12 protein-coding genes are annotated in these 14042 nt (G+C 72.9%); all 12 read left to right on the forward strand.

All coding sequences use genetic code 11. From position 1 onward, the window contains the following. Nucleotides 1-74 precede the first annotated feature (74 nt). Nucleotides 75-1496 carry a diaminopimelate decarboxylase gene (gene lysA, locus J3P36_RS13140; protein WP_210508664.1) on the forward strand — a complete coding sequence of 474 codons (1422 nt, stop codon included), beginning with the start codon at nt 75-77 and terminating at the stop codon, nt 1494-1496. Further along, nucleotides 1493-2800: a homoserine dehydrogenase gene (locus J3P36_RS13145; RefSeq protein ID WP_210508665.1), complete on the forward strand. Its 1308-nt coding sequence runs from the start codon at nt 1493-1495 to the stop codon at nt 2798-2800. Before lysA ends, J3P36_RS13145 begins: the two co-directional genes overlap by 4 nt. A gap of 2 nt (nt 2801-2802) precedes the next feature. After that, entirely contained in the window at nt 2803-3888 is a 1086-nt protein-coding gene (gene thrC / locus J3P36_RS13150; RefSeq protein ID WP_210508666.1) for a threonine synthase, read from the forward strand. Then, nucleotides 3885-4829, forward strand: coding sequence for a homoserine kinase (gene thrB, locus J3P36_RS13155; RefSeq protein ID WP_210508667.1), 945 nt, complete (start codon nt 3885-3887; stop codon nt 4827-4829). The genes thrC and thrB overlap by 4 nt, the downstream gene beginning before the upstream one ends. Nucleotides 4830-4955: 126 nt before the next feature. Then, nucleotides 4956-7328: a transcription termination factor Rho gene (gene rho / locus J3P36_RS13160; RefSeq protein ID WP_210508668.1), complete on the forward strand. Its 2373-nt coding sequence runs from the start codon at nt 4956-4958 to the stop codon at nt 7326-7328. Between the two features lie 3 nt (nt 7329-7331). After that, nucleotides 7332-8414 (forward strand): peptide chain release factor 1, encoded by a 1083-nt coding sequence (prfA, locus tag J3P36_RS13165; protein ID WP_210508669.1) that lies wholly within the window; start codon nt 7332-7334, stop codon nt 8412-8414. After that, a complete protein-coding gene (gene prmC, locus J3P36_RS13170; protein WP_210508670.1) occupies nt 8407-9330 on the forward strand; it encodes a peptide chain release factor N(5)-glutamine methyltransferase in 924 nt (307 codons plus the stop codon). The genes prfA and prmC overlap by 8 nt, the downstream gene beginning before the upstream one ends. A gap of 135 nt (nt 9331-9465) precedes the next feature. Beyond that, the gene (locus tag J3P36_RS13175; protein ID WP_210508671.1) at nt 9466-10647 is read left to right on the forward strand and encodes an MFS transporter; all 1182 of its coding nucleotides are present in this window, start codon (nt 9466-9468) and stop codon (nt 10645-10647) included. Nucleotides 10648-10764: 117 nt separating this feature from the next. Beyond that, nucleotides 10765-11430 (forward strand): L-threonylcarbamoyladenylate synthase, encoded by a 666-nt coding sequence (locus J3P36_RS13180; RefSeq protein ID WP_210508672.1) that lies wholly within the window; start codon nt 10765-10767, stop codon nt 11428-11430. Next, nucleotides 11427-12668 (forward strand): MraY family glycosyltransferase, encoded by a 1242-nt coding sequence (locus tag J3P36_RS13185; RefSeq protein ID WP_210508673.1) that lies wholly within the window; start codon nt 11427-11429, stop codon nt 12666-12668. The genes J3P36_RS13180 and J3P36_RS13185 overlap by 4 nt, the downstream gene beginning before the upstream one ends. Continuing rightward, nucleotides 12665-13120: a hypothetical protein gene (locus J3P36_RS13190; RefSeq protein ID WP_210508674.1), complete on the forward strand. Its 456-nt coding sequence runs from the start codon at nt 12665-12667 to the stop codon at nt 13118-13120. The genes J3P36_RS13185 and J3P36_RS13190 overlap by 4 nt, the downstream gene beginning before the upstream one ends. Before the next feature lie 90 nt (nt 13121-13210). Next, a complete protein-coding gene (gene atpB, locus J3P36_RS13195; protein WP_246854777.1) occupies nt 13211-14026 on the forward strand; it encodes a F0F1 ATP synthase subunit A in 816 nt (271 codons plus the stop codon). Nucleotides 14027-14042: the final 16 nt, after the last annotated feature.

Below are 14042 nucleotides of genomic sequence, written 5' to 3' on the forward strand. Positions count from 1 at the left end.
GGATCTTCCGCGATCACATCGGCTTCAGGGACCAATCCGGGTTCGCTCGCCTTCCCGACACCACCGGAGCTTTCGTGACCTCCCCCACCACCAATCCGCTCGCGCCCGCCTGGCTGCGCGTGCCCGCCGACGCGAACTCGCTCGATCCCGCCATCTGGCCGGGCAGCGCGACCCGCCGGGGCGGCGAGCTGACCGTCGGCGGCATCCGCGCGAGCGAGCTGGCCGCGACCTACGGCACGCCCGTCTACGTGGTGGACGAGGCGGATGCGCGCCGCCGCGCCGCCGAGATCCTCGGCGTGTTCACGGACGCGTTCGCCGGCATCGGCACCACCGTGAAGGTGTACTACGCCGCCAAGGCGTTCCTCTCCGTCGGGGTCGCCCGCTGGATGCAGGAGCTCGGGCTGCGGCTCGACGTCGCGAGCGACGGCGAGTTCGCGGTCGCCCTCGCCGCCGGGTTCGACCCGGCGCGGATCGGCTACCACGGCAACAACAAGTCGGTGCGCGAGATCGAGGCGGCCGTCGAGGCCGGAGTCGGCAGCATCATCCTCGACAACCGGGCCGAGCTCGACCACGTCCTGCGCGCCGCCCGCGAGCGCGGGGTGCGCCAGGGCCTGCGGATCCGCGTCAACAGCGGCGTGCACGCCTCGACCCACGAGTTCCTGGCCACCGCGCGCGAGGACCAGAAGTTCGGCCTGCCCGTGCAGGACATCCCCGAGATCGTCGCCGCGATCCGCGCCGAGCCGAACCTCACGTTCCTCGGCCTGCACTCGCACATCGGCTCGCAGATCTTCGACACCGCCGGCTTCGGCGAGGCCGCCCGCCGCCTGCTCGAGCTGCAGGCCGAGCTGCTCGAGGGCGGCCCGGTGCCCGAGCTCAACCTCGGCGGCGGCTTCGGCATCGCCTACACCGTCGCCGACGACCCGGCTCCGATCGGCGACATCGCCCGGGGGATGGCGGAGATCGTCGGAGCCGAGTGCGCCCGCCTCGGCATCCCGGTCCCCGTGGTCGCCATCGAGCCCGGCCGCTCGATCATCGGCCCGGCCGGCGTCACGCTCTACGAGGCGGGCACGATCAAGGACGTCCGCGTCGAGACGGACGGCGGCTCCGCGGTGCGGCGCTACGTGAGCGTCGACGGCGGGATGAGCGACAACCCCCGGCCCGAGCTGTACGGGGCCGAGTACTCGGTCCGCATCGCCTCCCGCGAGTCCTCGGCCGAGCCGGCGCTCGTCCGCGTCGCCGGCAAGCACTGCGAGAGCGGCGACATCGTCGTGAACGCCGACTACCTGCCGGGCGACGTGCGCACCGGCGACCTGCTCGCCGTGCCGGCGACCGGCGCCTACTGCTGGTCCCTCGCGAGCAACTACAACCACCTCGGCCGTCCGCCTGTCGTCGCCGTCCGCGACGGCTCGTCCCGCCTCCTCGTGCGGGGCGAGACGATCGCGGATCTGCTCCGCCGTGACGCCGACGCAACCCCCGCCGCCCAGGAGGCTCCGTGACCCCGTACCGCACCCTGTCCATCGCCCTGCTCGGGGCCGGCTCGGTGGGCGGCCAGGTCGCGTCGCTGCTCCTCCAGCACGGCGACGAGCTCGCCGCGCGCACCGGTGCACGGCTCGAGCTCGCGGGGATCGCGGTCCGCGACCTCGACGCGGAGCGGGCCGCCGACATCCCGAAGCACCTCTTCACGACGGATGCGCGCGAGCTGATCCTCCGCTCGAACATCGTCATCGAGCTGATCGGCGGCATCGAGCCGGCGCGGGAGTACATCATCCACGCGCTCACCTCCGGCGCCGACGTCATCACCGGGAACAAGGCGCTGCTCGCGCTGCACGGCGCCGAGCTGTTCGACCTCGCCGAGCAGGTGGGCGCGCAGCTCTACTACGAGGCCGCGGTCGGCGGCGCGATCCCGATCATCCGGCCGCTGCGCGACAGCCTCGCCGGCGACCGAGTGGAGCGCATCCTCGGCATCGTCAACGGCACCACCAACTTCATCCTCGACCGGATGGACACCTCCGGCGAGGACTTCGCGACCGCGCTCGCCGCCGCCCGCCAGCTCGGCTACGCGGAGGCGGACCCGAGCGGCGACGTCGAAGGCCACGACGCCGCGCAGAAGGCCGCCATCCTCGCGACGCTCGCCTTCCACACCCGGGTGCCGGTCGAGTCGGTGTACCGGGAGGGCATCACGGGCGTCACGCTCGCGCAGGTCGAGAGCGCCCGCAAGGCCGGCTACGTCGTCAAGCTGCTCGCCATCTGCGAGCGGCTCTCGGACGGCGACGGCGAGGGGGTCAGCGCGCGCGTCTACCCCGCCCTCGTGCCCGCCGCGCATCCGCTCGCCGCGGTGCACGGCGCCAACAACGCGGTGTTCGTCCAGGCCGAGGCGGCCGGAAGCCTCATGTTCTACGGCGCCGGCGCCGGGGGACTGGAGACCGCGTCCGCGGTGCTCGGCGACCTCGTCTCGGCCGCCCGCCGGCACGTCGTCGGCGGGCCGGGCGTCGCCGAGTCGGTCGGCGCCGACCTGCCCGTCCTCGACATCTCGCGGGTGAGCACGCAGTACAACATCACCCTCGCCGTGGCCGACCGTCCCGGCGTCCTCGCCGAGATCGCCGGCATCTTCAGCGAGCACGGGGTCAGCGTCGAGACGGTCGAGCAGACCGTCGCCGCGCCCGCCGTCGAGGGCACCGCTACCCTGGTCATCGGCACGCACACCGCGACGGAGGCCGCGCTCTCCGCGACCGTGGCGGGGCTCAGTGCCTCCGACGCCGTCGTCGCCGTCCAATCCGTCCTCCGAATCGAAGGGGAGTGAGCGTGGCGCATCAGTGGCGCGGCGTCATCCGCGAGTACGCCGACCGGCTCGATGTGAGCGAGGCGACCCCGATCGTCACGCTCGGGGAGGGCGGCACCCCGCTGCTGCCCGCGCCCGCGCTCTCCGCGCGCACCGGCGCCGACGTCTGGGTGAAGTTCGAGGGCATGAACCCGACCGGGTCCTTCAAGGACCGCGGCATGACGATGGCGATCTCGAAGGCGCTGGAGCACGGCGCGAAGGCCGTGATCTGCGCCTCGACCGGCAACACCTCCGCCTCCGCCGCGGCGTACGCGACCCACGCCGGCATCACCGCCGCCGTGCTCGTGCCCGAGGGCAAGATCGCGATGGGCAAGCTGAGCCAGGCGATCGCGCACAACGCCGAGCTGCTGCAGGTGCAGGGCAACTTCGACGACTGCCTCGACCTCGCCCGCGACCTCGCCGCCAACTACCCGGTGCACCTCGTGAACTCGGTGAACCCGGACCGCATCGAGGGCCAGAAGACGGCGGCGTTCGAGGTCGTCGAGGCGCTCGGCAAGGCCCCCGACTTCCACTTCATCCCGGTCGGCAACGCGGGCAACTACACCGCCTACCACCGCGGCTACCGCGAGGAGCTCGACCGCGGCGAGACGCAGGTCCTGCCCCGCATGTTCGGCTTCCAGGCCGCCGGCAGTGCGCCCATCGTCCTCGGCGAGCCGGTGCGGCACCCGGAGACCATCGCGAGCGCGATCCGCATCGGCAACCCCGCCTCGTGGGAGCTCGCCCTCGCCGCCCGCGACGACAGCGACGGCTACTTCGGCGCCATCGAGGACGCCGCGATCCTCGAGGCGCACCGCATCCTCTCCGCCGAGGTCGGCATCTTCGTCGAGCCCGCGTCCGCGATCAGCGTCGCCGGCCTCCTCGAGCGCGCCGACGCGGGTGTGGTTCCGAAGGGGTCCACCGTCGTCCTCACGGTCACCGGGCACGGCCTCAAGGATCCGCAGTGGGCGCTCCGCGCCGCCGACGGCTCCGACGTGACCCCGACGAGCGTGCCCGTCGACGCCGCCGCCATCGCCGGCCTCCTCGGCCTCGGCGCGGGAAGCGCCGCATGAGCCGCTACGACGGCAAGACGGTCGGCGTCCGCGTCCCCGCGACCACCGCGAACCTCGGGCCGGGCTTCGACACCCTCGGTCTCGCCCTCTCCCTCTACGACGAGCTGACCGTCACCGCGGTCGACGAGCCAGGCGTCGAGGTCGAGGTGCACGGCGTCGGCGAGGGCGAGGTGCCGACCGACGAGACGAACCTCGTCGCCCGCTCCATCGCGCACACGTTCGCCGCCGTCGGCCGCGAGCTGCCGGGCCTCCGCCTCGTGGCGCGCAACGTCATCCCGCACGGGCGCGGCCTCGGCTCGTCCGCCGCCGCCATCGTCTCGGGCGTCATGGCCGCGAAGGGCCTGCTCGAGGGCGACGTCGACCTCGACGCCGACCAGCTGCTCGCCCTCGCCACCGAGCTCGAGGGGCACCCCGACAACATCGCGCCCGCCCTCTTCGGCGGCCTGACGATCGCCTGGGTCAGCCAGCAGGGCCCGCAGCACAAGAAGCTCATCGTGCACCGGGGCGTCTCGCCGCTCGTGATGGTGCCCGAGGCCACCATGTCGACCGCGCTCGCCCGCGGCCTGCAGCCCGAGTCCGTGCCGCACGCTGACGCGATCTTCAACGTCTCCCGATCGGCCCTCCTCGTCGCCGCGCTCGTGCAGAGCCCCGAGCTGCTGCTCGCCGCCACCGAGGACCGCCTGCACCAGAGCTACCGCGCCGCCGCCATGCCCGAGACCGACCGGCTCGTCACGATGCTGCGCTCGCACGGCTACGCCGCCGTCGTCTCCGGCGCCGGCCCGTCCCTCCTCGTGCTCGGCAGCAGCCCCGGCCAGCGGCTCGAAGCCGCAGAGCTCGTGCGCGCGAACGCCGACACGGCGTGGGAGCCGCTGATGCTGGCCGTCGACTTCAAGGGTGCTACAGTTGTGCCGCATCCGGTGCGATCGACGCTGTCTTCCTAGCGCCGCCCGCCTTCCGAGGGCGGCTCGCCGGATGAGATTCGCAACCCGTGGGTCAGCGAGCGTCCCGACTGGATAGATCCGGGACGCGGTGCGCAACCCGATCTTGGGACCAAGGAAACCTTCTTCGTGACTGATGTCGACATCAGCGCCGCGCCTGCGGCCCCGCTGACGGCCCTGCGCCTCGCGGAACTGCAGGCCATCGCCGCCGCGCTCGGCATCAGGAACACGACCCGACTCCGAAAGGGAGAACTCGTGGCAGCCATCTCCGACGCACAGGCCGGCACCGACGTGCAGGCCGAAGATCAGAACACCGCAGAGCAGGACAGCGCCGGGCAGCAGCCGGGCGGCGAGCAGGCCGAGACCCCGGCCGAGCCGGCGGAGCAGCCGGCCGCCGAGGGCGAGCAGCCCGCCGAGGAGCCCGAGGCGCCCGCCGCCGAGGAGCCCGTCGCTGAGGAGCCCGCGGCGCCGGCCGACGAGCCGGTCGCCGAGGAGCTCGCCGCGCCCGCCGAGGAGCCGGCCGCTCAGGAGCCCGTCGTCGAGGCGCCCGCCGAGGCCGTCGTCACGGGCGAGCCCGCCGCCGACGCGGAGGAGCCGGCCGCCGAGCAGGCCCCGGTCGAGCAGACCGCCACCGAGCAGACCGGCACCGAGCAGACCGGCACCGAGCAGACCGGCACCGAGCAGACCACCGCCGAGCAGCCGGTCGCCGAGGCCGAGCCCGTCGTGTCCGGCGCTCCCGCCGCCGACGAGGCCCCCGCCGCCGAGAAGGCCCCCGCCCCGCGCCGTCGCGGTCGCCGGGCCACGAGCGCGGACGTCGCCGCCGCGCCGCAGGCCGCGCAGGAGGCCGAGACCTCCGCGCCGAAGAGCGCCGCCGACCACGTCAACCGCGGCGTGACCGGCATCACCGAGGACATCGAGGCCACCGCCGAGGAGGCGTCGACCGACGACGCCCCGCAGGAGGGCCAGCACGACGGGACCCACCCCGAGAGCGCCGACGAGGCGCCCGCCCAGCAGGGCGAGGGACGCGGCCGCCGTGGCCGCAACCGCGACCGCCAGCAGCGGGAGCAGGGCGACCGCCAGCAGCGCGACCAGGGCGACCGCCAGCAGCAGGGCGACCGCGCCCAGCAGCAGGGCGATCGCGCCCAGCAGAAGGACCAGGGCGACCGCCAGAGCCTCCAGGGCGACCGCCAGCAGCAGAAGGAGCAGGGCGACCGCGCCCAGCAGGCCCAGAACGGCCAGCAGGACGACCGCCAGGAGCGCTCCGGCCGCAGCCGCTACCGCGACCGCAAGCGCCGCGGCCAGGGCGGCGACGAGTTCGAGCCGGAGATCAGCGAGGACGACGTCCTCATCCCCGTCGCGGGCATCCTCGACGTGCTCGACAACTACGCCTTCGTGCGCACCACCGGCTACCTGCCCGGTGCGAGCGACGTGTACGTCTCCCTCGGCCAGGTCAAGAAGTACAACCTGCGCAAGGGAGACGCGGTCGTCGGCGCCATCCGCCAGCCGCGCGACGGCGAGGCCGGACGCCAGAAGTACAACGCGATCGTCAAGATCGACTCCGTCAACGGGCTGCCCGTCGACGAGGCCGCGAACCGCGTCGAGTTCGGCAAGCTGACCCCGCTCTACCCGCAGGAGCGCCTGCGCCTCGAGGTCGACCCCGCCAAGCTGTCCACCCGCATCATCGACCTCGTCGCCCCGATCGGGAAGGGTCAGCGCGGCCTCATCGTCTCGCCGCCGAAGGCCGGCAAGACCCTGATCCTGCAGGCGATCGCCGGCGCGATCGCGAAGAACAACCCCGAGGTCCACCTCATGGTCGTGCTCGTCGACGAGCGCCCCGAGGAGGTCACCGACATGCAGCGCACGGTGAAGGGCGAGGTCATCGCCTCCACCTTCGACCGGCCCGCCGAGGACCACACGACCGTCGCGGAGCTCGCGATCGAGCGCGCCAAGCGCCTCGTCGAGCTGGGCTACGACGTCGTCGTGCTGCTCGACTCGATCACCCGCCTCGGCCGCGCGTACAACATCACCGCGCCGCCGTCGGGCCGCATCCTCTCGGGCGGCGTCGACTCCGCCGCGCTCTACCCGCCGAAGCGCTTCTTCGGCGCCGCGCGCAACATCGAGAACGGCGGCTCGCTCACCATCCTCGCCACCGCGCTCGTCGAGACCGGCTCGAAGATGGACGAGGTGATCTTCGAGGAGTTCAAGGGCACCGGCAACATGGAGCTCCGACTCTCGCGCCACCTCGCCGACAAGCGGATCTTCCCCGCCGTCGACGTCAGCGCCTCCGGCACCCGCCGGGAGGAGATGCTGATGGGCGAGGACGAGGTCAAGGTCACCTGGAAGCTGCGCCGCGCCCTCGCGGGCCTCGAGACCCAGCAGGCCCTCGAGGTCGTCCTGGGCAAGCTGAAGGAGACCTCCTCGAACGTGGAGTTCCTCATGCAGATCCAGAAGTCGCTGCCGGGTGCGGGCGGGAACGGCAACGGCCACCACCGCGAGAGCTGACGCGTGTTCGAGTCGGTAGCCCCGCTGCTCGCCGAGCACGAGCAGCTGCAGGAGCAGCTCGGCGACCCCGCGCTGCACGCTGACGCCGCGCGGGCGAAGCGGGTCAACCGCCGCTACGCGGAGGTCAGCCGCATCGTCGCCGCCCACGCGACGTGGCAGGAGCTGACCGACGACCTGGCGGCCGCCCGAGACCTCGCCGCCGAGGACGAGTCCTTCGCGGAGGAGATCCCGGAGCTCGAGGAGAGGCTGGCGGCGGCGCAGGAGCGTCTCCGCCGACTCCTCATCCCGCGCGACCCGGACGACGGGCGCGACGTGATCATGGAGATCAAGGCGGGCGAGGGCGGCGCCGAGTCGGCGCTCTTCGCGGGCGACCTGCTGCGCATGTACCTGCACTACGCCGAGTCGAAGGGCTGGAAGACCGAGCTCCTCGACCGCACCGAGAGCGACCTCGGCGGCTACAAGGACGTGCAGGTCGCCATCAAGGGCGGCTCCTCCGACCCCGCGCAGGGCGTGTGGGCGCACCTCAAGTACGAGGGCGGCGTGCACCGCGTCCAGCGCGTGCCCGCCACGGAGTCGCAGGGCCGCATCCACACCTCCGCCGCCGGAGTGCTCGTCTTCCCCGAGGTCGACGAGCCCGAGGAGGTCGCGATCAACCAGAACGACCTCAAGATCGACGTCTTCCGCTCGTCCGGGCCCGGCGGCCAGTCGGTCAACACGACCGACTCCGCGGTCCGGATCACCCACCTGCCGACCGGCATCGTCGTGTCGATGCAGAACGAGAAGAGCCAGCTGCAGAACCGCGAGGCGGCGATGCGCGTGCTCCGCGCCCGCATCCTCGCCGCCCAGCAGGAGGCCGCCGAGGCCGAGGCGTCCGCGGCGCGGAAGAGCCAGATCCGCACCGTCGACCGGTCCGAGCGCATCCGCACCTACAACTTCCCGGAGAACCGGATCGCCGACCACCGCACCGGCTACAAGGCGTACAACCTCGACCAGGTGATGGACGGGGCGCTCGAGCCGATCGTGCAGTCCGCGATCACGGCCGACGAGGAAGCCCGTCTGGCGGCTCTCGCCACGACCGATGCCTGACACCGCCGACCTGCCGGCTTCCGCGGCGAGTGAGCGTCGAGCTGCCGCAGAAGCGGGCAGCTCGGTGGAGGAGCTGCGGCGCAGCGCCGCCGAGCAGCTCACGCGGGCGCGGGTGCCCTCCGCCGAGGTGGATGCCGACCTGCTGCTCGCGCACGTGCTCGGCGTCACGCGCGGGCGGGTGCAGGCGCTCGCGCTGACGGGCGGCACCGTGCCGGCCGAGGCGGCGGACGCCTTCGCGCGCCTCGTCGACCGCCGCGCCGCGCGCGAGCCGCTGCAGCACCTGACCGGCGTCGCCGCTTTCCGCACCCTCGAGCTCTCGGTCGGGCCCGGCGTGTTCGTGCCCCGTCCGGAGACCGAGCAGGTCGCGCAGGTGGCGATCGACGCCCTCCGCGCGGACCCGTCGCCCGAGCCGATCGCCGTCGACCTCGGCACCGGCAGCGGCGCGATCGCCCTGTCGCTCGCGGCCGAGGTGCCGCACGCGTCCGTCGTCGGCGTCGAGAACTCGCCGCAGGCGTTCCTCTGGACGCGCGAGAACCTGCGCCGCACCGGCCTCGGCAACGCACGGCTCGTCTTCACGGACCTCGCCGACGCCCTTCCCGAGCTCGACGGCCGCGTCTCCGTCGTCGTCTCGAACCCGCCGTACATCCCGCGCGGCGCCGTCCCGCGCGACCCGGAGGTGCGGCTGCACGACCCGGAGGCGGCGCTCTACGGCGGCGAGGACGGCCTCGACGTCATCCGCATCGTCTCCCGCACCGGCCTCCGGCTGCTCCGCCCGGGCGGCACGCTCGTGCTCGAGCACGGCGAGCTGCAGGGCGAGGACGTCCGCGCGCTCCTCACCGCCGACGGCTGGCGCGACGCGGCGACCCTGCCCGACCTGACCGGCCGCGACCGCACCACCACCGCGATCCGCCCGTAGCTCTGCGCGGTAGGAACGTCGTCCCCGCGGGTGTTGTTTCCGCCGCGGCGAGGACGTTTCCGCCGCGGCGAGCGGATGTCGCGGCAGGGAGCCGGCGCTGACGGAGATGTCGCGCCGCTTCCTAGACTCCGGACCGTGCGCCGATCATTCGCCCTGCTGTGGGTCTCCCAGGCGGCGTCGGCGCTGGGAACGAGCATCTCGTCGCTCGCGTACCCGCTGCTCGTGCTCGACCTCACCGGGTCCCCGGTGCAGGCGGGGCTCGTCGGGGGAGTGCAGGCCGCCGCAGCGCTGCTGCTGAAGGTGCCGGGCGGGATCCTCGCCGATCGGCGGCCGCCCCGCGCCCTGATGATCGCCGCGGATGCCGTCCGCGCCGCCGTCGTCGGCGCGCTGGCGGTGCTGGTGCTGACCGGCGCGGCCACCCTGCCGCTGATCCTCGCCGCGGTCGCGCTCGAGGTCGCGTTCGGCACGGTATTCGGGCCCGCGGAGTTCTCGCTGGTCCGCTCCGTGGTCCCGGCGGGGGAGCGGGCCCTCGCCGTCGGCCGGATGCAGTCCCGAACTCAGCTGGCCGGGCTGCTCGGCCCGGTCGTCGGCGGCGCCCTCTACGGCCTCTCGCCGGCCCTCCCGTTCGCGGCGGACGCCCTCAGCTACCTCGTCTCGCTCGCGCTGGTCCTCGGCGTGCAGCCGCCCCTTCGGACCGCGCCGGCTGCGGGGGAGCGGCTCGCCGGCGGCTGGCGCTGGCTGCGCTCGGATCCCCTTCTCCTGCCCGCCGGGCTCTGGGTCGCGGGCCTCACCGCCGTGTTCGGCGCGGTCGGGCTCGCGATCCTCGTCCTCGCCCGCGAGCGCGGAGCGACACCGGCGGAGCTCGGCGTGCTGTTCGCGATCAGCACGCTCGGCGGCCTCGTCGGAGCCCTGCTGACCCCGGCGATCCAGCGCCGGTGGCGGCCCGGCACCGTCTTCCGCGCGGCCGCGGTCCTCGACACGGCGGCGACGCTCGCCCTGCTGCCCCTGGTGTCGCCCTACGCGATCGGCGTTGCCGGGGCGGTCGCCTTCCTTCTCGCGCCCGCCGTGAGTGCGAGCCTGTTCGGCGCCCTCTCCGAGCGCTGCCCGGACCACCTCGTGGGCCGGGCACAGTCGACGCTGAGCCTCGTGGTGGGCGCTCCGGCCCCCCTCGCGCCGGTCGCGATCGGCGCCGCGATCGCCGCGTCCAGTGCCCCGATCGCGATCGCCGCCTGCGCCGGGGCCTTCGCTGTGCTGGCCCTCGCGGCCTTCGCCCTTCCGGCGTTCCGCGCGCCCGGGCCCGCTTCTCACCGCGGGTGAGACGTCCTCGCCGCGGGTGTCGTTCTCCCCGCGGGGAGGACGTTTCTGCCGCCGGGAGCGGAGACGCCGCGCGGGCCGCGGAGGGGCCGACATCCCACGCCCTAGAATCGATGCGTCATGGCGCGCATCTTCGACTGCTCCGCCGAGTCCGAACTCCTGCCCGGCATGCGTCTCGCGCGGGGCGCCATCGGTCGCGGCGAACTCGTCGTCCTCCCCACCGACACCGTCTACGGTGTCGCGGCGGACGCGTTCTCACCCGACGCCGTGCAGCGTCTGCTCGATGCGAAGGGCCGCGGCCGCCAGTCCCCGCCGCCCGTGCTCGTGCCCGGCGTGCCGACCCTCGACGCCCTCGCCGAGACCGTGCCGCCCGTCGTCCGCGAGCTCGTGACGGCCTTCTGGCCGGGACCGCTCACCGTGATCCTGCCCGCGCGCTCGTCTCTCGTCTGGGATCTGGGGGAGACCCGCGGCACGGTCGCGCTCCGGATGCCCGACAACCGGATCGCCCTCGAGCTGCTCAGCGAGACCGGTCCGCTCGCGGTGTCGAGTGCCAACCGCACCGGCGAGCCCGCGGCGACGACCGCGGCCGAGGCCGTCGAGCAGCTGGGCGACTCCATCGCCGTCTACCTCGACGGGGGAGCGACCCCCGGCAGCGTGCCCTCGACGATCGTCGATGCGACGGCCCTCGCCGCGGGCACCGGACCGCTCCGCATCGTGCGCTCCGGCGCCCTGAGCGAGGACCAGCTCCGCGCCGTCGCCGGCGACGCCCTCGGCGGCCCCGAGTGACCACCTACGCCCTGATGGGCCTGCTCGCCGCGGTCGTCACGTTCGTCCTCTCGCACGTGGTCCTCCGCGTGGGCCTCAGGTACCGCCTGCACCCGCAGATCCGCGACCGCGACGTGCACACCCGCCCCACCCCGCGGCTCGGCGGCGTCGCCATGTTCGGCGGCGTCGCGATCGCCCTCGCGGTCGCCTCGCAGATCCCGTTCTTCCGCCTCGTGTTCGCGGAGCCCGGCAAGATCTGGGCCATCATCGGCGCGGCGGCGATCATCGTCGCGATCGGCGTGATCGACGACCTCTTCGACCTCGACTGGATGATCAAGCTCGCGGGCCAGATCCTCGCGGGCGGGGTTCTCGCGTGGCAGGGCGTCGCCATCACGACGCTCCCGCTCGGTCAGCTCACGGTCGGCTCGTCCTGGATGTCGCTCATCCTGACCGTCTTCACGGTCGTGTTCGTGATGAACGCGGTGAACTTCATCGACGGCCTCGACGGGCTCGTCGCCGGCGTCGCGATCATCGCGAACGGCGTCTTCTACCTCTACAGCTACCTGCTCGTCGTCATCACGAGCCCCACCAACTACTTCAACCTCGCATCGCTGATCTCGGCCGTCGTGATCGGCGCCTGCGTCGGCTTCCTGCCGCTCAACTGGCACCCGGCGAAGCTCTTCATGGGCGACGCGGGCGCGTACCTCGTCGGCCTCCTGATGGCGACCTCCGCGATCGCGGTCACCGGCCAGATCGACCCGGCCACCTTCTCGGGGTTCGGCCGCGCGTCGCTGCTGCCCGCGTTCCTGCCGATCCTGCTGCCGATCGCGATCCTCGTCGTGCCGTTCCTCGACTTCGCGCTCGCCGTCACCCGCCGGCTGCGGGCCGGGAAGTCGCCGTTCAGCGCGGACCGGCAGCATCTGCACCACCGGCTCCTCGACATGGGGCACAGCGTCGTGCACGCCGTGCTGATCTTCTACTCCTGGACCGCCGTCGTGGCCGTCGGACTGCTGCTCTTCTGGGTGGTCCGGCCCTGGGGCTGGGCGGTCGCGTTCCTCGTGGTGGGGCTCGTGCTGTGCACCGCCCTCACGCTCGCGCCGCTGTCCCGCCGCAAGGCGGTGGAGGCGGCCGTGCAGTCGGCCCCGCCGGGCGAGGCGCCCGCGCAGCTCGACCCGCTCGACAAGGCGTCGACCGCGCCCATCGACATCATCCCCGCGCCGGAGCGCTTCGCTCCGCCGAAGAAGAGAGGCGGCTCATGACCGCGCCCTCCCGCCCGAGCTCCAACGCCGTGATGCGGCGCGCCCTCGTGGGCGGCGGCATCCTCGCGGTGGCCGTCGCCGTGGTCGGCGCACCGATCGGCTACGCCGTCTCCGGCGGCCCCGGCCTCGTCGGAGCGCTCCTCGGCGCCGCCATGGCCTTCGTCTTCCTCGGCGCGACCGCGGGCAGCATCCTGCTCGCCAACCGCTTCGCCGGCTCCGACGCCTATCCCGCGATCTTTTTCGGCGTCGTGATGGGCAGCTTCGTGCTGAAGCTCGTCGTCTTCCTCGTGCTCGCCGTGGTGCTCCGCGACCAGACCTGGCTCGACGCGCGCGTGCTCTTCCTCACCCTCGTCATCGGGATCATCGGCTCGCTCGTCGTCGACGTGCTCGTCGTGTCCCGCACCCGGGTCCCCATCGTGAGCGACCTGCCCCCGGACCGCCGCATCGACTGACCCCCCGTCCCGGGTCGAACTCCCCCTCTGATAGGGTGAGGAAGACCCAGTCGCCGCGCGCCTCTGCGCGCCCCGAACTTGGAGCATGACCTGCTAAAAGCCCTCTTTCCCACTGCCCCCCTCGCTGCCGGCGGAGCTGAGTTCCACGCGCCGTCGATCGAGGAGTTCTTCCCGCCGGTCGTGCTGTTCGAGGGCACCCCGTTCGAGCTGAACCGGATCATGATCATCCGGCTGATCGTGACTCTCGCGATCGTGCTGTTCTTCTACTTCGGCACCCGCCGCATGACGCTCGTGCCGGGCCGCTTCCAGAGCATCGTCGAGATGGGCCTGGACTTCGTCCGCGTCAACATCGCCGAGGATCTGCTCGGCAAGAAGGACGGCACCCGCTTCCTGCCGCTGATCACGACGATCTTCTTCCTCGTGCTCGGCATGAACATCACGGGCGTCGTCCCGCCGTTCAACGTCGCGGGCACCTCGCTCATCGGCATCCCGCTGCTGCTCGCGGTGATCGTGTGGTTCACGTTCATCTACGCGGGCCTCCGGAAGAGCCCGGGCAAGTTCCTGCGCAACTCGCTCTTCCCGCCCGGCGTGCCGTGGTACTTCTACATCATCGTGACGCCGATCGAGTTCGTCTCGACCTTCATCCTGCGGCCCGTCACGCTGACCCTCCGACTGACGATGAACATGATCGTCGGCCACCTCCTGCTGGTCCTCTTCTTCTCCGCCACCAGCTTCTTCCTCTACGAGTGGCAGGAAGCGGGCCTGTTCCGGCTGCTCAGCGTCGGCACCTTCGCCTTCGGCTTCGCGTTCACGCTGTTCGAGATCCTGGTCGCATTCCTGCAGGCGTATGTCTTCGCCCTGCTGACCACGGTCTACATCCAGCTCTCGCTCGCCGAAGAGCACTGAGCCTCAAGACCCCTCA

Source organism: Naasia sp. SYSU D00057, assembly GCF_017916505.1.
In the GTDB taxonomy this organism is placed as follows: Bacteria; Actinomycetota; Actinomycetes; order Actinomycetales; family Microbacteriaceae; genus Naasia.

Coding starts and splice junctions, on each gene's coding strand:
- prmC (WP_210508670.1), top strand. CDS start 8,407: ATGCCTGACACCGCCGACCTGCCGGCTTCCGCGGCGAGTGAGCGTCGA.
- thrB (WP_210508667.1), top strand. CDS start 3,885: ATGAGCCGCTACGACGGCAAGACGGTCGGCGTCCGCGTCCCCGCGACC.
- J3P36_RS13190 (WP_210508674.1), top strand. CDS start 12,665: ATGACCGCGCCCTCCCGCCCGAGCTCCAACGCCGTGATGCGGCGCGCC.
- J3P36_RS13180 (WP_210508672.1), top strand. CDS start 10,765: ATGGCGCGCATCTTCGACTGCTCCGCCGAGTCCGAACTCCTGCCCGGC.